Origin of the sequence: Amycolatopsis sp. AA4 (genome assembly GCF_002796545.1) — a bacterium.
Taxonomy (GTDB): Bacteria; Actinomycetota; Actinomycetes; order Mycobacteriales; family Pseudonocardiaceae; genus Amycolatopsis.
Window position 1 is genome coordinate 5552316 of record NZ_CP024894.1, and the last position, 22244, is coordinate 5574559.

Sequence of the window (22244 nt, forward strand, 5' to 3'; positions counted from 1 at the left end):
CCGGCACTCAGCGGGTCGCCGCATGCACAGCCGCTGCGGCCATGAAGGCAGCCCGTACCGACGGAACCAGCGCTCGGCGGTTTCCGCGCTAACAACCGCTGCGACCGTGAACGCGGCCCGCACGCACGCGGCGCTGGGCAGGTCGCTGCTAACCGCCGAGCGCGGACCGGAAGTACCGCCCCGTCGCGCCGTCGTGCTCGGCGAGTCCCTTGGGCGTGCCGGTGTAGAGCACCTGGCCGCCGTTCTCGCCCGCGCCGGGGCCGAGGTCGAGCACCCAGTCCGCCGCGGCGACGACGTGCAGCGAATGCTCGACCACGACGAGCGTCCGGCCCTCGTCGACGAGTCGGTCCAGCAGCGCCACCATCCGCGTGGTGTCGCTGGGGTGCAGGCCCGCGGTGGGTTCGTCGACGAGCAGGTCGTCGCTGGTCGAGTCGAGCTGGCGGGCGAGCTTCAGCCGTTGCCGTTCGCCGCCGGAGAGCGTGTCGAGCGTGCGGCCGCTCGCCAGGTGCCCGAGGCCCAGTTCGCCGAGCAGCGCGGCCAGCCGGACCACGTCCGGATGCGGCACGTACCGGGCCAGTGCCGACACCGGCGTGGCCAGCACTTCGAGCACCGTGCGTCCTTCGAGCCGGGCTTGCAGAGCCTCGGGACGGAATCCGGTGGCGTCGCACTCCTCGCACGGCGTGTCGACGTCCTCGAGGAACGCCAGGTCGGTCCGCCGCACGCCGGTGCCGCGGCAGGCCGGGCACCCGCCCTGCGAACGCGGGTTGAACAGCTTCGGCGACTCGCCGCTGACCTCGGCGAACGCGCGCTGCACCGGATCGGCCAGGCCGAGCCAGGTGCCGACCGTCGACCGCGACGTCGCGACGATCTGGCTCTGGTCGACGACGGTGAACCGCGGGTGCCGCTCGGCGAGTTCGCCCGCGAGCGTCGACTTCCCGGACCCGGCCACGCCGGTGATCACCGTGAGCACGCCGGTCGGCACGTCGACGTCGATGTTGCGCAGCGTGTGCCGGTCCAGCCCGCGCAACGGCAGCCAGCCGGTGGGCTCCCGCAGCGTGTCCTTGAGCCGGACGCCGGTGCGCAACGCCCGCGCGGTCGTCGTGTCCGCCTTCCGCAGCTTCTCCGGCGGCCCGTGGAAGACCACGCGTCCGCCCGCTTCGCCGGCTCCGGGACCCAGGTCGATCACATGGTCCGCCGCGACCATCACCGCTTCGTGGTGATCCACCACCAGCACGGTGTTGCCATGGTCACGCAGCCGTCGTAGTACGTCAACGAGGGACGCGACGTCGGCCGGATGCAGCCCGTCCGTCGGTTCGTCCAGGACGTAGGTGAGGTCGGTGAGGCTGGACCCCAAGTGCCGCACCAGTTTCAGCCGTTGCGATTCGCCGCCGGAGAGCGTCGGCGTCGCGCGGTAGCAGTGCAGATGCCCGAGGCCGAGCGTGATCATCGATTCCAGGCGCAACCGCAGGGCCGCCACGAGCGGACGCGCCCACTCGTGGTCCAGTCCGGCACAGAATTCCAGCAACCCCGCCGCGTCGCGGTACCCGAGGTCCACAATGGACACCCCGTTGATCCGGCTCTCCCGGGCGGCCGGAGCGAGCCTGCTGCCGTCGCACTCCGGACACGGCCGTTGCCGCGTCACGTCGGCGAGCGCCGCCCGCACCGCCGGCCCCATCTTGGCCTCGCGTTCGACGAGCAGCCGCCGGATCCGCGGCACCATCGACTGGTACTTCGCGCTGGCCGGGAAGCGGGGCAACGGATTCGGCGGCTTCTGCGTCGGCCCGTGCAGGAGAAACTGCACCAGGTCCTCAGGCCATTCCCGCAACGGCAGGTCGTTGTCGAAGAATCCTGAGTAGACATAGCGCTTCCAGATCCAGCTGCCGACGGCGAAACTCGGGAAGACCATCGCCCCGTCGTTGAGCGAACGCTCGCGGTCGATCATCCGCTCGCCGTCGATGTCGGTGACCGTGCCGAGCCCCGCGCACGCCGGGCACATGCCGGAAGGATCGTTGAACGAGTAGGCGGGCGAGTACCCGGCGGACGGTTCGCCCAGGCGGGAGAACAACATCCGCAGCATGGTCCACACCTCGGTGGCGGTGCCGACCGTCGAGCGCGAATTCGTCCCGAGCGGCCGCTGATCCACCACGACGACGGTCGTCAGGCCGCTGAGCGAACTGGCCTCCGGAGCCGGATCGTGCGGCAGTTTGGTCCGCACGAACGCGGGCATGGTCGAGTACAGCTGCCGCCGCGACTCGGCCGCGAGCGTGGCGAAGGCGAGCGACGATTTGCCGGACCCCGACACGCCGGTGACCGCGACCAGCTGATGTTTGGGGATGTCCACGTCCACGTCGGCCAGGTTGTGCGTGCGGACGCCGCGGAGACTGATCACGTTCGACGGCATGCTTCGCAGCCTACGTCCCGGCGGGGGTTGGGGCGGGGAGGGTTGCGGGCACGGGTGGTTTCGGCAGCGGGGCGGCGGTCTCGGCAGGGGCGGAGCTCGGCGGGCGGGCGGGGTTGGGCCAGGTCTCAGCTCGCCCACCGGTCTGAGCGGCGAGGGCCGGTTGACCGGAGAGGGCGCCGCTGGGGCCGGGACCTGGACCGCGCGGCAGTGGGAGCTGCTGAAGACGCTCGAGATGGTCGCGGACGAGCTGAATGCGACGATGGCGCAGGTCGCGATCGACTGGGTGGCGACGCGGCCGGGCATCGCGTCGGCGATCGTCGGGGCGGGCAGCGCACAGCAACTGGACGCGACGATGCGCGCGCTCGACTTCACCCTGCTCGCGGACCTGCGCGACGCCCTGGACCGCGGGAGCGAGGTGCTTCCCGCGGGGCCTTGCCGGATGTTCACGCTGGACTGCCAGTCGTGGCTGGTCGACTCCGGGGCGAAGGCGGGAGACAAGCCGGAGGGCAATCGGCCGGCGGTGCGGAACTGGGTGGCCGCGACGCAGGCGTGAACCGCGCGGGAATCCGCGCATCGTGACAAATGATTTCCTCCGCCCTTTTCAAGATATAGCGCACCCCGGGGCTTGCCGCAAGCCCCGGGGGATGGCGCAGAATCGCTGCTCGTCCAGGGAAATCCAGTTGTCGGGAGCAAGTGTGCGGTGGTTGCGGGCGAGATCGGGTCTGGGGATGTGCGGGCGGATGTCGCCGCCGAGGATCCGTCCGGCGCGAGCGCATTCGCGCGGCTCTCTGCCCCACCCACCCGCCACAGCGGAGCGACCGCACAACCGGCCCCGACGGCCGAAGCGCTCGGGACAAGCCCGTGCTGTCATCGCCGGGCGCACCACGCCAGGACCTCGCGAGCCGCGGCCGGAAACCCCTCCCAGGTCCGCCCGCGACAGCCCTGAGTGCGCCCGCGGACTCGGCTCTACCGTCCGAGCTCGAGCCGTCCACTACCGCCCGGCGTACGTGGAGGCTTGGTTCAGCCAGCCATGACCTGGCCTAGGCGCGGTGAGACATCCGGCGCGAGCGGATGACTCGGTCCGGCTTGAAACCCGCGCAACCCGCCGACCCACGCAACCCGCCGATCGCCGACCGCCGACAAAAGCCGCGAGAAAACAACCAGCCCACCGGCCACTTGACAGAAGGTGGACAATAAAAAATCGACGCGTCTTCATCACCCAAGCAGAAGTTCGCGCCGAATCTGGGTTCAGAATAACAGCAGCGAGGGGCACTTGTCAAACCAGGGGTACGAAGAAGAACTGCGGTCCGAACAGGACTACGTCGCCGGGCTGTACCGGCGGCTCGACAGCGAGCGCGAGCGGGCCAAGGAGCGCCACACCGCTGCCCTCAAACGAAACGACGAGACCCCGGGCGAGCGCGACGTCGAGGTGCGGGCGCTCGCTCGCGAAACGCGGCGGTTGTCGGTCGCTGACTCCGGGTTGTGTTTCGGGCGGCTCGACTCGGCCGAAGGCGAGCATTCCTACATCGGCCGGATCGGGCTTTTCGACGAGGACGACGAGTACAAACCCGTTCTTCTCGACTGGCGCGCGCCGGCGGCGAGTGCGTTTTACACCGCGACCGCGGCCACCCCGGAGGGCATGCGGCGGAGGCGGCAATTCCACACGCGCGGGAGGCAGGTCGCCTCGTTCACCGACGAGGTGTTCGGGCAGCCGGACACCGACAGCGGCAACGACGTCGACGCCGCCCTGCTCGCCGCGGTCAACGCGCCTCGCGGCGAGGGGATGCGGGACATCGTCGCGACGATCCAGGCCGAGCAGGACCGCATCATCCGGCTCGACCATCCGGGCGTCCTGGTCATTGAGGGAGGACCAGGAACGGGGAAAACCGTCGTGGCGCTCCACCGCGTCGCGTATCTGCTGTACACGCAGCGCGAGCGGATGGAGCGCCACGGCGTGCTCGTCCTCGGGCCGAATCCGGCGTTCCTGAACCACATCGGGCGCGTGCTGCCGTCGCTCGGCGAGTCCGACGTGGTGTTCACCACCCCGGGCGGGCTGCTGCCGGGGCTGCGGGCGGAGGCCGAGGACGAGCCGGAGGTCGCGCGGTTCAAGGGGTCCTTGCAGATGCTCGACGTCCTTAACGCGGCGGTCGCGGACCGGCAGGAGCTGCCCGCGGACCCGATCCTGATCGAACTCCGCGACACCACCGTCCGGATCGACGCGGCGACCGCCGAGTGGGCCCGCGACGAGGCGCGGCAGAGCGGGCGGCCGCACAACGAGGCGCGGGCGGTGTTCGTCGAGATCGTCACGTACGTGCTCACCGAACGCGCCATGTCCCGCATCGGGCGCGGTTGGCTCACGCGCGACGACAAGGAGGAATGGGAGGACCTCCGCTCCACGCTGGTCAACGAGCTCCTTGCCAACCCGGCCTTCGTCAAGGCGATCGACAGTCTTTGGCCGATCCTGACCCCGGAGAGCTTGCTCACCACGCTCTACTCCTCCCCCGCGCGGCTCAACGCGGCCGGCGCGAGCCAGGCGCTGCGGCGCGAGCCGGGCAAACCTTGGACGGTGTCGGACATCCCGCTTCTCGACGAGCTGATCGACCTGCTGGGCAAGGCGCCGGACCGGGCGAAACAGCGGGAGGACCAGGCCGAACGCGAGGCGGAGGCCGAGTACGCGGCCGGCGTGCTGGACATCATGCGGCTCGACCGCGAGGAGATGGACGAGGACATCGGCCTGTCCGCGGAGCACCTCCTCTACGACACCGACCTGGCCGAACGCTTCGTCGAGCACGACACCCGCGACCTCGCCGAACGCGCCGCCGCCGACCGGGACTGGACGTACCGGCACGTCGTGGTCGACGAGGCCCAGGAACTGTCCGAAATGGACTGGCGGGTGCTGATGCGGCGGTGCCCGAGCCGGTCGTTCACCGTGGTCGGCGACCTGGCGCAGCGCCGGTCGGCGGCCGGCGCGACCGACTGGGGCGCGATGCTGGATCCGTACGTCCCGGGCCGGTGGGCCTACCGTTCGCTCACCGTCAACTACCGGACTCCGGCGGAAATCATGGCCGTCGCGGCGGCGGTGCTGGCCGAGTTCGCGCCGGGCGTCGAACCGCCGGAATCGGTGCGCGCGTGCGGGGTGCGGCCGTGGTCGAGGAAGGTCTCCGACGACGAATTGCCCGCCGCGGTGGAGGAATTCGTCCGTGCCGAGGCGGGTCGGGAGGGGACCAGTGTCGTGATCGGGCCGCCGGACGTGCCGGGTGCGGTTCCGGCGGCGGAGACGAAGGGGCTCGAGTACGACGCCGTGCTTCTCGTGGACCCGGACCGGATTCTCGCGGAGGGGCCGCGCGGCGCGGCCGAGCTGTACGTCGCGCTGACCCGGGCGACGCAACGGCTTGGCGTGCTGCACCGCGGCGCGTTGCCGTCGGTGCTGAACGGGTTGGAGGAGCGGAGCTAGCCGTCAGGAGCGCAGCTCGGGCGCGAGGACGCTGCTGCGCTTCAACGCCTTCAGCACCACCCCGGTATGCACCGAATCCGCCTGCCGGGACCAGCCGGAACGGCCGACGAACTCGTGCAACGCGGCGATGTCGGGCAAGGTCACGTCAGCGAGCAGCTGATACTCGCCCGTCATCGCCGCCGCGTACCGGACGTACGGCGAGCCCAGCAGGGCGCGGCCGATGTCGTCGACGTCGTGCGGGCGGCACCGGATCCACAGCAGCGCCTCGACCGGCAGCCCGAGCACGGCCGGCTCCACCACGGCCCGGATGAACACCTTTTCCTCTCGCCGCAACGCTTCCAGCCGGCGGCGGACGGTCGATTCCGAGATCCCGGCAGCGCGGGCGAGCTCCTCGTGGGTCCGCCTGCCGTCCTCGCGCAGCGCGCGCACGATGGCCCGTTCGTCGCTGCTGAAGACGACACCGTCGGGTTGCCGGGGCTGCGGGGTCGGCTGCGGCAGCGACGAGATCGCCTCCGTCTCGGCCGGGCTCAGCACGCCGGGTTGCCATTCGTGGATGGTGCGGTAGTAGCGCGTGACGGTATCGGCCGTCAGATCGAGCAGACCGGGGATTGCCGCCATCTCGTCGAACATGAACGTCGGCAGCCGGTTGCGGTCGCAGAAGACCTCGGCGACCAGTTCGCCCTGTCCGGTGATCAGGTAGCAGAAGCTCGTCTCCGGCCGTCCCGCGAGTGCGGTGCCCGCGGGACGGCCCAGGCCGGCCCGGCAGCGGCCGCGCACCAGCAGCGGCACACCGTGCGGCGAAACGGCGACAACCGTCACGACGCCGGTGCGCAGCAGGTGCGTCCCGCGCCGGGCGACCGTGCGTTCCGGCGCGTCCAGCACCTCGGCGATCCGCCGCCAGGACGCGCGGCCGTCGACCTGCAGCGCGCCGGCGATCCGGCGGTCGAGAGGGTCCAGCGGTGCGGTCATCAGCCAATCCTGTGGCCGATTCCGTCATTTGTCGAGCAGCTCTTGTCCGAGGCCAGCACCGCGCGCGAAGCTGACGTCGCGAACGGACACCGGGGTCAGGAAGGGAAGCCAGTGAGCGCCGAGGAGATCTGCTACTTGCCCGCCGTCGAACTGGCCCGGCGGCTGCGCACGCGCGAACTGTCCGCTCGCGAGGTCCTGCAGGCCCATCTCGACCGGATCGAGCAGGGCAACCCCCAGATCAACGCGATCGTCACGCTCACCGCCGAGCGCGCGCTGAGCGAGGCCGCGGCCGCCGACGAACGGCTCGCGCACGGCGAGGAGATCGGTCCGCTGCACGGGATCCCGGTGGCGCACAAGGACACGCACGACGTCGCCGGGGTCCGCACCACGTACGGCTCCCCTATCTTCGCCGACCACGTGCCGGACAGCGACACCCTCGTCGTCGAGCGGATCCGGAAGGCGGGCGCGCTCACGCTCGGCAAGACGAACGCGCCGGAGTTCGGGGCCGGTTCGCACACGATGAACCCGGTCTTCGGGGCCACCCGCAACCCGTACCGGCGCGATCTCTCCGCGGGCGGCAGCAGCGGGGGCGCGGCGGCAGCGCTGGCCGCGGGCCTGCAACCGCTCGCCGAGGGCAGCGACATGGGCGGTTCGCTGCGCAATCCTGCGTCGTTCTGCAACGTCGTCGGCCTGCGTCCGTCGCCCGGTCGCGTGCCGACCTGGCCCGCGACGCTGCCGTGGGAGGCGCTCGGCGTGCAGGGGCCGATGGGCCGGACGGTCGCCGACGTCGCGCTGCTCCTCTCCGTGATCGCCGGGCCCGACGAGCGCAACCCGATCTCGCTCGACCAGCCCGCCGCGCCGTTCGCCGGACCGCTCGACGCCGACCTCGCCGGCCTGCGCGTGGCGTGGTCGCCGGATCTGGGCGGCCTCCCGGTCGACCCGGCGGTCACCGCGGTGCTGGAACCGGCGGTGAAGGTGTTCGCCGGCCTCGGCTGCCGCGTCGAACCGGCCTGCCCGGACCTCACCGCGGCCGACGAGGTGTTCCGCACCTTGCGCGGATGGCTGTTCCACGCGGGATTCGGGAAACTGCTCGAACAGCATCCGGACAAGATGAAGCAGACGCTCGCGGACAACATCGCTTTCGGGGCAAAGCTTTCCGGGGCCGACCTGGCGAGCGCGCAGACGCGGCAGCTCCAGCTCATCACCGGGATGCGCGAGTTCTTCACCCAGTACGACCTGCTGCTCGCGCCGGTGAGCCAGGTGCCGCCGTTCCCGGTCGAGTGGGAGTACCCGGAAGTGGTCGCCGGACAGCCGATGCACGACTACCTGGAGTGGATGCGCTCGGCGTACTCGATCTCGGCGACCGGCTGCCCGGCGCTGTCGGTGCCCGCCGGGTTCACCGAGGACGGACGCCCGGTGGGGCTGCAGGTCATCGCGCCGCTGCGGGGCGAGCTAGGGCTGCTGCGCGCCGCGCACGCTTTCGAGCAGGCGACCGGGCACGGGAACCGGCAGCCGGTCTTCTGAGAATCCTCGCTCGCCGCCCGCGCGGAACTCGGCCGCGAACTCCTCCGCACCGAGAAGCTCGCTCGCGCGGGCGGTGATCCGGTCCACGTCCCCGCGCTCCGCCGCGGGCAACGGCGCGCCGACGCCAGCGCGGCAAGCCGCGGCCGCGCCCAGCGACCGCGCGGCTTCGCGAGCCGCACCAGCCAGCGCGTGCGCTCCCGCCAAACCCTCCAGCGCCAACGCGATCGCTCGCGGGTCGCCCGTCCGATGGGCGATCTCGTACGCTTCCTGCTGCCGCCGCAGCGCAGTTGCCGGGTCACCGCGCAATTCGGCGACGAAACCGAGTTCCGCGAGGATCAGCGTATTCCCGGGTTCGAAATCGACCTGCTTGTTCCATTCGAGCAGCGTCCGCAAATGCTTTTCCGCGAGATCGAGGTCGCCCTCGCGCCGGGCGCCGAGGGCCAGCCCGGTCAGCGCGTACATCTCCCCCGGCGTGAAGCCGTGTTCGGCGGCGATCTCCCGAGCCCGGTCGTGCAGGTCGCGGGCGGCGGGGAAATCCTTGCGCAGCAACGCGACCCGCCCCAGCCACGACAGCTGGTACGACACCTCCGGCCACAGGCCCAGCTCCTCGGCGATCCGCAATCCTTCGGTGTGGACCGCCTCCGCGCGCGCGTAGTTCCCGGACAGGGAACTGAGTGCGCCGTGCGCGAAAATCGCCTGCAGCTGACCCCATTTGTCGCCGATCTCGGCGAACAGATCCGCGCAGCGGTCGGCATAACGCCAGGCTCCGGCGACATCTCCTCGCGCGAGAGCCTGGCTGGCCCGGTCGGCGCTCGCCGCGGCGATGCCCCATCGGTCGTCGGCGGCTTCGAAGGCGGCGAGCGCGTCCAGGGTCAGGGGTTCCGCGCCGGACAGATCGGCCACTGTGGACAGTGCGTAGCCGAGGAACCACTTGGCCCGGGCGCTCATCGGCTGCTCGGCCACGGGACGCCAATCGGGTCGGTCGCCCGCGAGGATGCCGAGCGCGGCGAGCGTCGCCTGTGCTTCCACGCGCAGGTCCGCGTCGCCGCCGGGCAGGCTGAGGGCGGCGCGCAGGGAGCGCATCGCCTCGGCCATCCGGCCGCGCAGGAAGCGGTACCAGGTCAGCCGGTTCGCGAGCCGCAACGCGTCGTCGGCGCTCCCCCATCCGGCCAGATTCTCCCCCGCGGCACGGAGATTCGGCAGGTCCGCGTCGAGTCGCTGCAGCCAGCGTCGTTGGTCGCGGGCGCGGAGACCGGCGTCCGCCGCACCGGCGAACTGCCCGTAGTACTCCGCGTGCCGACGCCGGGTCTTTTCGACCTCGCCCGCTTCGCGCAGCCGCTCCAGGCCGTAGACCGCGACCGATTCGAGCAGCCGGTATCGCGTGTTCGCGGGCACGACCAGCGAACGGTCGACGAGCTTCACCAGCAGACCCAGCACCTCGCCCTCGGCGACGCCGTCGCCCGCGCAAACCGTCTCGGCCGCGTCCAGCGAACAATCCTCGGCGTGCACGGACAACCGTTGCAGCACAAGACGTTCCGGCTCGCTCAGGAGTTCCCAGCTCCAGTCGATCATCGCCCGCAACGTCTGCTGCCGGGCGGGCACGCCCCGGCGCGTGGTGTCCAGCAAGCGGAACCGATCGTCCAGCCGGCGCAGCAACTCCGGTACGCCCAACGCGCGCACGCGAGTCGCGGCGAGTTCGAGCGCCAGCGGCAATCCGTCCAGTTTCCGGCAAATCTCGGCGACCGCGTCCGCGTCGGCACTGTCCACAGTGTACCCGGTGTCGGCGACCCGCGCGGTGAACAGCTGCGCGGCGCTGTCGTGGTCCAGCGGCGGCACCGGGAACTGCGTTTCCCCGGCGAGGCCGAGCGGTTCCCGGCTCGTGGCGAGGATCCGCAGTCCGGGCGCGGCCGCCAGCAGCTGTGCGGCGGTCGCGGCGACCGGCTCGATCAGCTGCTCGCAGTTGTCCAGGACGATCAGGGTTTCCTTGCCGCGCAACGACTCGGCGAGCCGCTCCGCCGGATCCGCCTGGGCGGGCGCCGCCGCGTCCCGGATCCCCAGCGTCGCGGCGATCGCCTCCACCACCCATTCGACCGGCGGGCACTGGCTCAGCGCGCATTCGTGCCGGTCCATGCCGGTCAGCTCGACGAGCCACGCGCCCGCGGCGAACTCGCCGCCGAGCCGGTGCGCGGTCTCCAGGGCGAGCCGGGTTTTGCCGACGCCGCCCGGTCCGGTGAGCGTGACCAGCCGGGATTCGCGGACGAGCGTGCTGACCGCCTGGATCGCGGCGGTCCGGCCGACCAGTGCGGTGAGCGGCACCGGAAGCTGCGGGGCGACGGCGGTCAGGGCCGGGTCCTGCGCCAGGATCGACCGGTGCAGCGCGGTCAGTTCGGGGCCGGGGTCGAGGCCTAGCTCGTCGGCGAGGCGGCGGCGGAGTTCGTCGTAGGACGCCAGCGCCTCGCTCTGCCGCCCGGCGGCGTACAGCGCGCGCAACTGGAGCGCCCGCAGCCGTTCCCGCAACGGATGCTGCCGGACGAGGTCGGCGAGTTCCGCGGTCAGGGCGGCATGTTCGCCCAGCGCGAGCCGTGCGTCGGCGAGATTCTCTTGCGCGACAAGGCGATCCTCTTCGAGCCGCTGGAGCACCGGCTGCGCGAAGGGTTCGTCGACGAACTCGGCGAGCGCCGGGCCTCGCCACAACGCCAGCGCCTCGGTGAGCAGGTCGGCCTTCGACCGCGGGTCTTCCGCTGTGCGCGCCGCCGCGGTCAACGCACGGAACCGTCCGACGTCGACCGCCTCCGGTTCGGTCCGCAGGACGTAACCGGGGGCCTGATGCACGAGCGCGCCGCCGTAGCCGGGTTCGGCGCGTTCGAGTGCGCGGCGCAGCTGCGAGACCTTCGTCTGCAGGGTGTTGACCGGATTGCCGGGCGGCCGGTCGCCCCACAGGTCGTCGGCCAGCCGGTCCGCCGACACCGGACGGCCCTCGTGCACGAGCAGGACCGCGAGCAGGGTCCGGACCTTGGCCTCGGGCACCCGCACCGGCTCGCCGTCGTCGCTGCTCACGGCCAAGGGCCCCAGGATGCCGAATCGCACGAATCCACCGTAACCGCATCCGTGCGCGGACCCGCAGCGAACCGTGCGCGGCGCCGGGCAGCGTGGCCGGCAGATCAACGAACGGGAGGGACGACATGTCCGGGAACGCGACCTCGGCGACAGTGCTGGGGCTGGGAGCGATGGGCAGCGCGCTGGCCGGTGCGCTGCTGGAGACGGGACGGCCGGTGACGGTCTGGAACCGCTCGGCGGACAAGACGAAACCGCTGGTGGAGCGGGGTGCGGTGGCCGCGGGGTCGGCCGCCGAAGCGGTGGCGGCGAGCGAGCTGGCGATCGTCTGCCTGCTGGACGACGCGTCCGTGCGCGAGGTGCTCGACCCGGCCTCGCTGGCGGGCCGGACGGTGGCGAACCTGACCAACGGCACCCCGCGGCAGGCCCGCGAGCTGGCCAAATGGGTCTCGGAGCGAGGCGGGAAGTTCCTCGACGGCGGCATCATGGCGGTGCCGCCGATGATCGGGCAGCCGGGCGCGTTCGTGTTCTACAGCGGGCCCGAGGACGTGTTCGACGCGCACCGCGAGGCGTTCGACGCGTTCGGCGGCAGCAACTACGTCGGCGAGGACCCGGGGCTGGCGGCCCTGCACGACCTCGCGCTGCTGTCCGGGATGTACGGCCAGTTCACCGGTGTCTTGCAGGCCTACGCGCTGATCCGCAGCGAAGGGCTCTCGGCCGTCGAATTCGCGCCGCTGCTGAGCGGCTGGCTGACCGCGATGAGCGGCTTCGTCCAGCAGGCTGCCGCGGAGGTCGACAGCGGCGACTACAGCCAGAACGTCGTGTCGAACCTGGGGATGCAGGCCGCCGCTTTCGAGAACCTGCCCCTCGCGGCCGCTGACCAGGGCGTCAGCTCCGAACTGCTGGCGCCGCTGCACCAGCTGCTCCTGCGCCGGGCCGCCGACGGCCACGGCGCGGAAAACCTCACGAGCGTCATCGAACTGCTGAAGGGACTCTCAATGACCGTGTCAAGCCGCAACAGTGACCGGATTCGGTGTGTCGAGGGTGAATTCGCGGCCGTCGCGCAGCAGTGCCCAGAGCACGTCGACGAGTCGCCGGGCCAGCGCTAGGAGGGCTTGGGTATGGATGAGTCGTTCGGCGCGCTTCTTGTCGTAGAACCGCCTGGACGGGCCTTGCGTGCGCAGGCTGGACAGGGCGGCCATGTAGAAGACCCTGCGCAGGCGTCGGTTGTAGCGTTTGGGACGGCGCAGGTTTCCGCTGACACGACCGGAGTCGCGTGGCACCGGCACCAATCCGGCATAGGACGCCAAGCGGCCGGCGGTCGCGAAGGTCGCCAGGTCACCGCCGGTGCTGGCGAGAAATTCGGCGCCCAGTCCAGGGCCCATGCCGGGCAGGGACTCGATGATCCTCGCCCACGGATGTCGCCGGAATCGGGCGGTGATCAGCTTGTCGGTGTCTTTGATCTCGCGGTCGAGGTCGAGCAGCTTGCGGGCGATGCGTTTGACGAGCATCGCGGCATCGGCTTCGCCGGGCAGCACCAGGTCCTGGGCGTCGGCGGCGGCGACCGCGGTCGCGGCGGTCTTGCCGATCGCCGGACCCCATGCCTTGTTGTCGGTGAGATGGGTTGTGACACCGCCGATTCCGGCGGTGCGGATCTCGGCGGGGGTGCACATCCCGGCGACCAGGATCAGCGGGGTTCGGTTGGAGTAGTCGAACGCGGCCTCCAGAGCGGGGAAGATCGAGCCCAGCAGCGCCCGCAGCCGGTTGATCCCGGCCACCCAGTCCGACATCAGGTCGGCGCGGTAGCTGGTCAGCTGGGTCAGCGAGACCGCCAGCTCATCGGGCATCGTGACCTCGGTCAGATCCCTTCGCAGCCGGGCGGTTTCGGCGATCACCCGAGCGTCTTTGGCGTCGGTTTTTCCTTCGCCTCGGAATCCGTGGGTCATCGTGTTCACGACCCGGCCCGGCACATAGGTCACCGACTGGTCGGCAGCCAGCAGCGCCGTGATCAGCAGCAACGCCATCGGACTCGTCACATCGATCGCCCACTGCGCCCGCTGAGCGGCCGCACTGGCACGAGCGATCAACTGCTCGATCGCGCGCTGATCATTCCCGAGTTTCTGACTGAACAGCACCTTCCCGTCGGTGTCGATCGCACACGCGTGATGCATCGATTTGCCGACATCGATCCCGACCCAGACCTCAAGGCGAATCGCCACCCATCCACTCCTGTCATTGCAGGTCACGCCCGTGGACAACCCCGCCGACAGATCCCTAAACAGCGACGACCCGCAACAGCTCTCAATCAGCGAACGGAGCGTCCAGCACGGCGGGGCAGCCAGTCCTTTCGAGCCTCGACAACAGGCAACAACCGATCAGCTACACCCCACCGCCCCGGGCATCCAGGGCACCAACCCCAGACACCCACAAACTTAGGGAACGACCGATGAAGGTGACGATGATCGGCCTCGGCCCGATGGGCCAGGCCATGGTGCGGGCTTACCTGGCCGCGGGCCACGAGGTCACGGTGTGGAACCGCACCGCGAGCCGGGCCGACGACGTGGTGGCCGCCGGGGCGAAGCGCGCGGCCACCGTGTCCGAAGCGCTGGCCGCGAACGAACTGGTGCTTCTCAGTCTCACTGATTATCAGGCGATGTACGACATTCTCGCGCCGACCGAGGACGCGCTGCGCGGCAAGATCGTGGTGAACCTCAGCTCGGACACGCCCGAACGCACCCGGGTGGCCGCGGAATGGCTGGCCGCGCGCGGGGCGGAGATGATCGCCGGCGGGATCATGGTGCCCGCGCCGGTCGTCGGCACCGAGGGTTCGTTCGTGTTCTACAGCGGCGCGCAGCCGACGTTCGAGCGGATCGAACCGGCGCTGCGCGTCATCGGACGGCCGGACTACCGGGGTGCGGACCCGGGCCTGGCGCAGCTGTACTACCAGTCGCTGCTGGACCTGTTCCTCACCACGCTCTCGGCGTTCCTGCACTCCGCCGCGCTCGTCGGCACGGCCGGGGTGTCCGCCGCGACGCTGGTGCCTTACGCGACCGAATTGCTGACGCTGGTGCAGACGTCGCTCGACGAAGCGGCGAAGAACGTCGACAGCGGCAGCCACCCCGGCGAACAGGCGAACGCCCGGATGATGGGCGCGACGGCCGACCACGTCCTCGCCGCGAGCCGGGACGCGGGCATCGACCTGGCCCTGCCCGCCGCGGTGAAGGAGCACTACGACCGGGCTGTCGCCGCCGGGCACGAACGGGACAGCTGGACCAGCCTGTTCGAGGTGATCCGCGGCAAGGCGTGAGCCGGTCGGCGGAGCCGCGTTCCTCGCCACAGAGCCGTGGCGGGGGCGCGCATCCGGCGGGGGCTTACGCCGTCGGGGAGGGCGTTTCTCGAGGCTCGGCAGGCGGATTTGCCGACGTCCGGAGCCGAGTGCCGGTCGCTGCGGACGGGCGGGGAACCGGGCACGATCTCCGTTCCCGTTTCGCTGGACTGACCAGCTCGGCAGCCGTCATCCGTCGAGAAGACGGTCGTCCTCATGAGCGCCGTAGAACCGGGTTTGCCGGAGCATGAGTTCGCGCATCGAGGCGCCCCTCGGCATGCCGTAGACGGTGCCCGGGAAGTGGAGGGTGCGCTGGAGTTCCCACAGTTCGTCGTGCCGGTCCGGGGAGAAGAGCTCGGCCGGGTCCCCCGCGGCGATCCAGCCGATCGGGAGCACCGCGCCGGGTGCGAGGCGGGAATTGACGTGCAGCACGCTGTTGATCCGCAGTTCGGCCCCGCTTCCGGCGACCGAGCCCGGGAACAGCGAGGCGCCGGTCGCGACGAACACCTCGTCCTCGGCAACAGCGCCGTTGACGTGGGCGTGCGGCCCGACCAGGACCGCGTCGCCGAGGGTCGCGGGGTGCGCGGCCCGGCCGCGGACCAGCGCGTTCTCCATGACCACGACGTCCGACCCGGTGCGGATCTCCCCGTCCTCCGCGGTGAGCACCGCGCCGTGCAGGATCCGGGCGCGTTCGCCGAGGACGACTGCCCCGCACAGGACCGCGGAGGGGGCGACGTACGCCGACTCGGGCACCACTGGCCGTTGCCCTCGATGTTCGATCAACATCGTCCCAAGCTAGCCCGCCGTCCGTTCGCCCTGCCAGGAGTTCCGGGTCCGCCTGGAGGCTGGCCGTTCACCGGCCGCTCGTCGCCCCGGGCAGGCCCGGCAGGAGTTTGTCGAGCGTGATCGGCAGGTCCCGCACCCGGACCCCGGTCGCGTGGTGGACCGCGTTGGCGATCGCGGCCGCGGTGCCGACGATGCCGATCTCGCCGATTCCCTTGCTGCCCATCGGGTTCAGGTGCGGATCGGTCTCGTCGAGCCAGTCCGCGCGGAGGTCTTCGACGTCGGCGTTGGTCGCGATGTGGTACTCGGCGAGGTCGTGGTTGACGACGTGCCCGAAGCGCGGGTCGAGGACGCTGTTTTCGTGCAACGCCATCGACAGGCCCATGGTCATGCCGCCGAGCAACTGCGAGCGCGCGGTGACCGGGTTGACGATCCGGCCGACGGCGAAGGTGCCGTGCAGTCGCGAGACCCGGATTTCGCCGGTGTCGGCGTCGACTCGCACCTCGGCGAACTGCGCGCCGAACCCGTACATGGAGTAGTTCTTCTCGGCCGGGTTTTTCGGGGTTTCGGCCTCTGCCTCGTCGCCGTCGCCGGGGTCCGAGCCGTACTTTTCCCGGAACGCCTGTGCGGCCGCGACCACGGCGGAGCCCCACGACGCGGTTCCGGTCGAGCCGCCGGCGACCGTGGCTTTCGGGAGATCCGTGTCGCCGATCCGGATGTCGACGGATTCCACGGGCACGTCGAGGGCGTCCGCGGCGATCTGGGGCAGGATCGTCCACGCGCCCGTCCCCAGGTCGGCCGCGCCGATTTCGACGGCGTAGCGACCGTTCTCGAACCGGATCGTCGCGCTCGACCCGGGCATCCGCTTCGCCGGGTACACCGACGCCGCGACGCCGCTGCCGACCAGCCACGGTCCGTCTCGGCGCCCGCGCTGCCGCGAGTTCCAGCCGAAGCGTTCGGCTCCGACGCGCAGGCATTCGACCAGGTTCCGGCTGGAGAACGGGAGGCCGGTCTCGGGATCGCGCTCCGGTTCATTGCGCACCCGCAGTTCGATCGGGTCGATGCCGAGCGCTTCGGCGAGTTCGTCCATCGCCACTTCCGGGCCGAACATGCCGGGACACTCCCCCGGCGCGCGCATCCACGACGGCACCGGCACGTCGAGCCGGGCCAGCCGGTGGCTGGTGGCCCGGTTCCGCGCGGCGTACATCATGCGGGCGGGCGCCGCGGTCTGCTCGGCGAATTCCTTGATCCGCGAGGTCTGCTCGACGACGTCCATGCGCAGCGACTCCAGCCGTCCGTCGCGGTCGGCGCCGAGGCGGACCCGCTGGATCGTCGGCGTGCGGTAGCCGGCCAGGCTGAACATCTGCTGCCGGGTCAGCGCGAGCTTCACCGGACGGCCCGGAACGGCCCGGGCCGCCAGCGCGGCGAGCACGACGTTGGCGTGCGGCATGCCCTTCGAGCCGAAGCCGCCGCCGAGGTACGGGCAGATCACGCGGACGCGTTCGGCGGACAGGCCGAACGTTTTCGCCACCGTGGACCGCACCGAGTGGACGCTTTGGGTGGAATCCCACAGGGTCAGCACGCCGTCGTCCCACAGGGCCGTCGTGGTGTGCGGTTCCAGCGGGTTGTTGTGGTACATCGCCGTGCGGTAAGTCTGGTCCACCGACACCGCGGACTCGGCGTCGAGGTCGCCCTCGCTCGTGTCGGCCGGGAAGCTCGGGTTGACCTTGTCCGGCCGGAACAACGCGGGGTCGTCGGCGGTGAGCTGGGCTTCGAAGGGATCGGTCTCGTACTCCACGTCGACGAGTTCCGCCCCGTGCCGCGCGGTCTCCGATGATTCAGCCAGCACGAGCCCGATCACCCTGCCGCGAAACGGTATTTCGCAATCCTGCAGCACCGCGAGTTCCGCGTCGTCGGTGTCGGCGAGCCGCTCCGCGGTGAAGGGCGTGAGCACGGCCCGGACACCGTCGAGGGCTTCGGCTTCGACGGCGGTGATCCGCCGAAAGCGCCCGCGAGCGATGGCCGCCTGAATCGGATGGCAGTACAGCGGCGCTTCGACGGGGTGTTCGTAGGCGTACGGCGCGGTTCCGGTCACCTTCGCCGGACCGTCGCGGCGGGTGAGACCGCGTCCGATCGCCCGGGGTTCCCGCAGTCCGGTCATCGGTCGCGCTCCTCGGCGGTCAGGTCGCGCAGGACCGCGGCCAGGGTCCGCGCGGCGAGCGGAATCTTGAACGCGTTGCCTCCGTCGAGGCCGTCCAACGCCTGCGCGTCCGCGAGTTCAGCATCGGCGGCCGCGCGGAAGACGTCCTCGCTGGGCCTCGTGCCGCGAAGGACCTCCTCAGCACGCTTAGCGCGCCAGGGTTTGTGGGCCACGCCGCCGAAGGCGATTCGGAGGTCTTCGATGGTTTCGTCCGAAATGGACAGTCCAACTGCGACAGAGACGAGCGCGAAGGCGTAGGAGGCCCGGTCGCGCACCTTGCGATAAGTCGACCGGCGCGACCAGGACGTCGCGGGCAGCGTGATGTCGGTGATCAGTTCGCCGTGTTCGAGCGTTGTGTCGCGCTCCGGATGGTCGCCCGGGAGCCGGTGCAGTTCCGCGAACGGCAGGGTGCGTTCGCCGGACGGGCCGATCACGTGGACGCGCGCGTCGAGCATCGTCATGGCCACCGCCATGTCGGAAGGATGCGTTGCGACGCACTGGTCGGACGCGCCGAGGATCGCGTGATGGCGTGTGTAGCCGCCGATGGCTGAGCAACCGGACCCGGGAGAACGCTTGTTGCACGGCGTCGTGACGTCCTGGAAGTAGACGCATCGGGTGCGCTGCAACGGGTTTCCGCCGACAGTGGCCATGTTCCGCAGCTGCGGCGACGCTCCGGAGAGCAACGCTTCGGCCAGCACCGGATACCGCTCCCGGACGCGCCGGTCGGCTGCGAGGTCGCTGTTGCGGACGCCCGCGTCGATCACCAACTCGCCGTCGTCCTCGCGGATCTCGGTCGACATCAGGCCAGTGATATCGACGAGGCGGTCCGGCTGCGCGACCCCGAGTTTGAGGTGGTCGACCAGGTTCGTGCCGCCGGCGAGAAACATCGCGGACGGCTCGGCCGCCACAGCCCGCACCGCCTCGGCTGTCGTCGCCGGTTTGCCGTAGGCGAACGGCTTCATCGCTTCTCCCCCGCCTCGCGGATCGCCGCGACGATCCCCGCGTACGCCCCGCACCGGCAGAGGTTCCCGCTCATCCGCTCGGCAATCTCCTCGTCAGTCCATTGCGGAGTGTCCGCAACCGATGCGGTGACGTGACTGGGCGCGCCGTTCTCGAACTCGGCCAGCAACCCAGCTGCCGAACAGATTTGGCCCGGGGTGCAGTAGCCGCACTGGAACGCGTCATTGTCCACAAACGACTGTTGCAGCGGGTGCAACTCGCCTTTCTCGGCCAGGCCAGCGGCTGTGGTGACGTCGGTGCCGTCGCAGGTGAGCGCGAGCGTCAGACAGGACAGGACGCGGCGGCCGTCGAGCAGGACCGTGCAGGCACCGCACTGGCCGTGGTCACAGCCTTTCTTGGCGCTGTAGTCGCCGATCTGCTCGCGCAGCAGGTCCAGCAGCGTGCGGCGCGGATCCACGGTCAGCCGGTGCTCGGTCCCGTCGACGCGCACGTCGATCGTCGGGTCCGCACCGACGGTTCCAGGCAGGCTTTCCGTCTCGGCCGGTCGCATACCGCCGCCATACCCGCTCTTCCCGGCCCCAAACCTCGCCCTGGTCAGGAGCGCACCCACCACAGGAGCAGGATGAGCACCGCGAAGGCCGCCAGCCACGGGACCGGATGGACGTGGAGCCGACGCCGGACCTCGGAGCCGGGGTTCTTCCCCGCTGCCTCCCTGGCCCGCGCGACCTGCTCGCCGATCTCCCGCTGCACCGGGTTGCCGTGCCGTCGGCCCTGCAGCGACCACTCGCCGACGGCGGGTCTCATCCGGCGGCCGTCCGTCAAGACCAGGACTGTCCGGTCGCTGGTTTCGACCCGAGACACCGCGCCCCAGGGAATCCAGTAACGGAAGAGGTAGTTCGTGACGTCCACCCCGTCTTCCGCCACCACCAGCCTGGGGTTGGCGCCGCACAGCCAGACGAACCAGGTGATCAACCACAGCGCGAGCAATCCCTGGAACAAGTACCAGAAACCAGCGTCGTCCGGCACGGCGAAAATCAACCACACCGCCGCCGCGGCCAAGCCAGCAGTGCTTACCCAGCTCAGGACCATTGTCGGCCTGCGCCGGATCACCGCGAAGACCTCGCCCTGGCGCATCACCCTGCCTCCGCAGACAACGATTCGGTGTGCTCGCACGGTTGCGGTCAACTCATCGTTTTGTCCGGATAATCCGTTACCTCCGGAACAGAGATCATCGACACTCTTGTCCGAACCACCCCGGACGCGGTAGAAGCAGCAGGTCACACCGAAAATCCGCCTCAGCGGGCACGTCGACCGGGTGACGTCACTTCGCTAGGAGAGGTCTTGACCGCGCTCGCTTCCCCCGCTGTTGCGCTGCCCGCTGCCCGGAGATCCCGCGCCGGGGTCGTCGCGCTGGCCGCGTTCGCCGCCGTTCCCGCCGTGCTGGCGTTGTGGACCGCCCTGCGGGCTCCGCGGGCGCACGTTCTGCTCGACTACTGGCACGTCCTCGCGAAGATCACCGACGACCAGGGCCACCTCGTGCTCGGCCAGGTGCTCACCTACCACCTCGACCAGCCCTTCGTCATCCCCTCGCTGCTCTTCTACGCCGACGCCGCCTGGTTCGGCGGCGACAACCGCGTCCTCACCGTCCTCACCGTCGCCCTGGTCGCCGGGATCGGCGCGTGCCTCTATTCGATGCTGCCCGCCTCCCTGTCCCCGCAGCGGAAAGCGGCGCTCGCCGCCGGGATGTCGTGGCTGCTGTTCTCCTCGCACCTGGCCGAGATCTGGCTGCAAGGCACCAACGGCATCAGCTGGATCCCCGCCGTCTTCTTCAGCGTCCTCGCCGCCGCCCAAGCCCACCGCGGCCGCGTCTGGACCGCCGCGGTTGCCGCGCTGCTGGCCAGCCTCAGCTTCGGCGCCGGACTGCCCGCGTTCTTCCTCGTCGCCGCGATCTTCCTCCTCCGCCGCGAAAACCGGACCAAAACCATCGCCACGGCCGCCGCCGGAACCATCGTGATGGCCGGGTGGCTGCTCACCAAACCCAGCGGCGCCCAATCCCTGGCCACCACCGCGCTCGACCCCGACGGCCGCCTCTCCGTCGCCGCCGCCGCGCTCGGCAGCCTCTGGACCGGCGACCAAGCCGCCATAGCCGTCCTCGCCGGAGCCCTCACCACCGCACTCCTCACCGCCTGCGCCATCGCAGCCACAACCGACCCGCGCGCCGCCGGATGGATCGGCATCGCCGGGTACGCCGCCGCGCTCGCGGTGCTCGTCGCGCTCGGCCGCACCAGCAACCTGGCCCCGGGCGGGAACATCGGCCTGATCAGCCGCTACGCCATCGTCAGCGCCCTCGCGCTCACCGCACTGCTAGTCCTCGCGACGCTGGTCCGTCCACAATGGCCGCTGACCGCCGTCGTCATCGGCGTCTGCGCGATCTCCCTGACCACGCACGCCCTCGGCGGAACCAAAGCCGACCTCACCCGCCGCGGCTACGCCCCGCTCGCCCTCGCCCCCATCGCCCTGCGCACCGAATCCGCCGGCGTGCTCGACCAGCTCCACATCCAACCCCAGGTCATCCCCGCCGCCACAGCCCTCGGCGCCTACCCCTTCAACCCCCGCTTCACCCTCGGCTGCCACGGACCCGAACTCGGCGCCACCATCAACACCGACACCGCCACCGACCTCCCCGCCGCTCACGGCGGCCTCACCTCCACTGGCAGCGCGCTCATCACCGGATGGACCGACCTGCACCCCGACTGCGTCCTCGTCACCGACTCCGCCAACGTCGTCATCGGCGGCGGCATCACCGGACTCCCCTCCCCCGCGCCCGGCATCCCCGACGGCAACGCCTGGCAAGCCACCGCGCGGCCCGGTGCCGGGCCGGTCACCGTCTACGCCCTCCAAAACAACCGCCTCTACCGGCTCCATGAAGCCGCCCCCAGCTCCGGGTAGCGAGCCAATCAGAGCAGCGTCCCCAACGGACCGAGGTCGAGGTTCAGGTCCGCGGCGGAAAGGTCGTACCGGTCTCGAAGCTCGGTCAGGCGTTGCTCCAGCAGCATCAGCGTCAGGCCGAGCCGTTCCTCCTGCTCCTCGGTCAGCCCGCCCTCCTCGACGCGGCGCAGGGCCTGGCGTTCCATCAGCAGCCGGAGCAGTTCGATGATGGTCAGGACCAGCTTCATCAGGTCGCGTTCCACCGAATCCGCGTCGGTTTCGAGGCGGGTGGGCAGCACGCCGGCCGCCGCGCCGAGGAGGCGTTCGGTCTCGTCCATCGTCGCTCCTAATCGGTAGTAGGGATAGTTCTTCCGGCTCGTGACCGGGTCGGTTGGTGCTGGTCCGCCGGCGGGCGACGCCTGTGGGTTCCCGTCGTTCGACGACTTGTGAAAGAACGGCGCGTCCGCCGGTGGACTGGTGATCGTGGTGGTGGGATGTCGTGGCCCGAGTCCGCCGCAGGAGGTGGCCTCTCGATGTGTTCCCGAGCTTCGAGCTCTTCGACAGAACGAGGACCCTGCGGTGTGCTGGAGTCACGAACGGCTACTGAGATGACGGACCGCCGAGTCCCGCGATTAGGGCGCTGCGT

The 22244-nt window shown here is 70.7% G+C and carries 16 protein-coding genes; 6 read left to right on the plus strand and 10 right to left on the minus strand.

All coding sequences use genetic code 11. From position 1 onward, the window contains the following. Positions 1-148: 148 nt before the first annotated feature. Entirely contained in the window at positions 149-2401 is a 2253-nt protein-coding gene (locus tag CU254_RS25705) for an ATP-binding cassette domain-containing protein (protein WP_199841091.1), read from the minus strand. Positions 2402-2561: 160 nt separating this feature from the next. Between CU254_RS25705 and CU254_RS44325 the strand changes: the two genes are divergently transcribed. Beyond that, a complete protein-coding gene (locus tag CU254_RS44325) occupies positions 2562-2954 on the plus strand; it encodes an aldo/keto reductase (RefSeq protein WP_050788275.1) in 393 nt (130 codons plus the stop codon). 720 nt (positions 2955-3674) lie between these two features. Beyond that, positions 3675-5855, plus strand: coding sequence for an RNA polymerase recycling motor ATPase HelR (gene helR, locus CU254_RS25715; protein ID WP_009080761.1), 2181 nt, complete (start codon positions 3675-3677; stop codon positions 5853-5855). Positions 5856-5858: 3 nt separating this feature from the next. On the opposite strand, the gene CU254_RS25720 is transcribed toward helR, so the two are convergent. Further along, on the minus strand, positions 5859-6824 hold the full coding sequence (locus CU254_RS25720; protein WP_009080763.1) for an Lrp/AsnC family transcriptional regulator: 966 nt from the start codon (positions 6822-6824) through the stop codon (positions 5859-5861). A gap of 111 nt (positions 6825-6935) precedes the next feature. On the opposite strand from CU254_RS25720, the gene CU254_RS25725 reads away from it, so the two are divergent. Further along, on the plus strand, positions 6936-8348 hold the full coding sequence (locus CU254_RS25725; protein WP_009080765.1) for an amidase: 1413 nt from the start codon (positions 6936-6938) through the stop codon (positions 8346-8348). Here CU254_RS25725 and CU254_RS25730 read toward each other — a convergent pair. Continuing rightward, on the minus strand, positions 8277-11435 hold the full coding sequence (locus tag CU254_RS25730) for a BTAD domain-containing putative transcriptional regulator (RefSeq protein WP_009080766.1): 3159 nt from the start codon (positions 11433-11435) through the stop codon (positions 8277-8279). The genes CU254_RS25725 and CU254_RS25730 overlap by 72 nt on opposite strands. A gap of 95 nt (positions 11436-11530) precedes the next feature. Here CU254_RS25730 and CU254_RS25735 point away from each other — a divergent pair, with 95 nt between their 5' ends. After that, the gene (locus CU254_RS25735; RefSeq protein WP_009080768.1) at positions 11531-12511 is read left to right on the plus strand and encodes an NAD(P)-dependent oxidoreductase; all 981 of its coding nucleotides are present in this window, start codon (positions 11531-11533) and stop codon (positions 12509-12511) included. Here CU254_RS25735 and CU254_RS25740 read toward each other — a convergent pair. Further along, positions 12410-13621, minus strand: a complete 1212-nt coding sequence (locus CU254_RS25740) for an IS110 family transposase (RefSeq protein ID WP_009082077.1) — start codon at positions 13619-13621, stop codon at positions 12410-12412. The genes CU254_RS25735 and CU254_RS25740 overlap by 102 nt on opposite strands. A gap of 227 nt (positions 13622-13848) precedes the next feature. Here CU254_RS25740 and CU254_RS25745 point away from each other — a divergent pair, with 227 nt between their 5' ends. After that, complete coding sequence (locus CU254_RS25745) at positions 13849-14709, plus strand: NAD(P)-dependent oxidoreductase (RefSeq protein WP_009080771.1); 861 nt, start codon at positions 13849-13851, stop codon at positions 14707-14709. A 207-nt stretch (positions 14710-14916) separates the two neighbouring features. Here the strand turns inward: CU254_RS25745 and CU254_RS25750 are convergent, their stop codons facing one another. The 5 genes from CU254_RS25750 to CU254_RS25770 form a co-directional block, all read right to left on the minus strand. Further along, positions 14917-15513: a gamma carbonic anhydrase family protein gene (locus CU254_RS25750; RefSeq protein ID WP_009080772.1), complete on the minus strand. Its 597-nt coding sequence runs from the start codon at positions 15511-15513 to the stop codon at positions 14917-14919. A gap of 67 nt (positions 15514-15580) precedes the next feature. Then, complete coding sequence (locus CU254_RS25755; RefSeq protein WP_009080773.1) at positions 15581-17671, minus strand: xanthine dehydrogenase family protein molybdopterin-binding subunit; 2091 nt, start codon at positions 17669-17671, stop codon at positions 15581-15583. Further along, positions 17668-18672: a xanthine dehydrogenase family protein subunit M gene (locus CU254_RS25760; protein ID WP_009080774.1), complete on the minus strand. Its 1005-nt coding sequence runs from the start codon at positions 18670-18672 to the stop codon at positions 17668-17670. Before CU254_RS25760 ends, CU254_RS25755 begins: the two co-directional genes overlap by 4 nt. Further along, entirely contained in the window at positions 18669-19220 is a 552-nt protein-coding gene (locus CU254_RS25765; protein WP_009080775.1) for a (2Fe-2S)-binding protein, read from the minus strand. The genes CU254_RS25760 and CU254_RS25765 overlap by 4 nt, the downstream gene beginning before the upstream one ends. Positions 19221-19264: 44 nt before the next feature. Further along, positions 19265-19804, minus strand: coding sequence for a PH domain-containing protein (locus CU254_RS25770; protein WP_037714827.1), 540 nt, complete (start codon positions 19802-19804; stop codon positions 19265-19267). 207 nt (positions 19805-20011) lie between these two features. Here CU254_RS25770 and CU254_RS25775 point away from each other — a divergent pair, with 207 nt between their 5' ends. Continuing rightward, positions 20012-21619: a hypothetical protein gene (locus tag CU254_RS25775; RefSeq protein ID WP_009080777.1), complete on the plus strand. Its 1608-nt coding sequence runs from the start codon at positions 20012-20014 to the stop codon at positions 21617-21619. 8 nt (positions 21620-21627) lie between these two features. On the opposite strand, the gene CU254_RS25780 is transcribed toward CU254_RS25775, so the two are convergent. Further along, the gene (locus CU254_RS25780; protein WP_009080778.1) at positions 21628-21936 is read right to left on the minus strand and encodes a gas vesicle protein K; all 309 of its coding nucleotides are present in this window, start codon (positions 21934-21936) and stop codon (positions 21628-21630) included. Positions 21937-22244: the final 308 nt, after the last annotated feature.

What these genes read in the sequence shown, in the direction of transcription:
- CU254_RS25750 (WP_009080772.1), bottom strand. Translation starts at nt 15,513, where the DNA reads ATGTTGATCGAACATCGAGGGCAACGGCCAGTGGTGCCCGAGTCGGCG.
- CU254_RS25770 (WP_037714827.1), bottom strand. Translation starts at nt 19,804, where the DNA reads ATGCGCCAGGGCGAGGTCTTCGCGGTGATCCGGCGCAGGCCGACAATG.
- CU254_RS25720 (WP_009080763.1), bottom strand. Translation starts at nt 6,824, where the DNA reads ATGACCGCACCGCTGGACCCTCTCGACCGCCGGATCGCCGGCGCGCTG.
- CU254_RS25755 (WP_009080773.1), bottom strand. Translation starts at nt 17,671, where the DNA reads ATGACCGGACTGCGGGAACCCCGGGCGATCGGACGCGGTCTCACCCGC.
- CU254_RS25735 (WP_009080768.1), top strand. Translation starts at nt 11,531, where the DNA reads ATGTCCGGGAACGCGACCTCGGCGACAGTGCTGGGGCTGGGAGCGATG.
- CU254_RS25765 (WP_009080775.1), bottom strand. Translation starts at nt 19,220, where the DNA reads ATGCGACCGGCCGAGACGGAAAGCCTGCCTGGAACCGTCGGTGCGGAC.
- CU254_RS25780 (WP_009080778.1), bottom strand. Translation starts at nt 21,936, where the DNA reads ATGGACGAGACCGAACGCCTCCTCGGCGCGGCGGCCGGCGTGCTGCCC.
- CU254_RS25705 (WP_199841091.1), bottom strand. Translation starts at nt 2,401, where the DNA reads ATGCCGTCGAACGTGATCAGTCTCCGCGGCGTCCGCACGCACAACCTG.
- CU254_RS25745 (WP_009080771.1), top strand. Translation starts at nt 13,849, where the DNA reads ATGAAGGTGACGATGATCGGCCTCGGCCCGATGGGCCAGGCCATGGTG.
- CU254_RS25760 (WP_009080774.1), bottom strand. Translation starts at nt 18,672, where the DNA reads ATGAAGCCGTTCGCCTACGGCAAACCGGCGACGACAGCCGAGGCGGTG.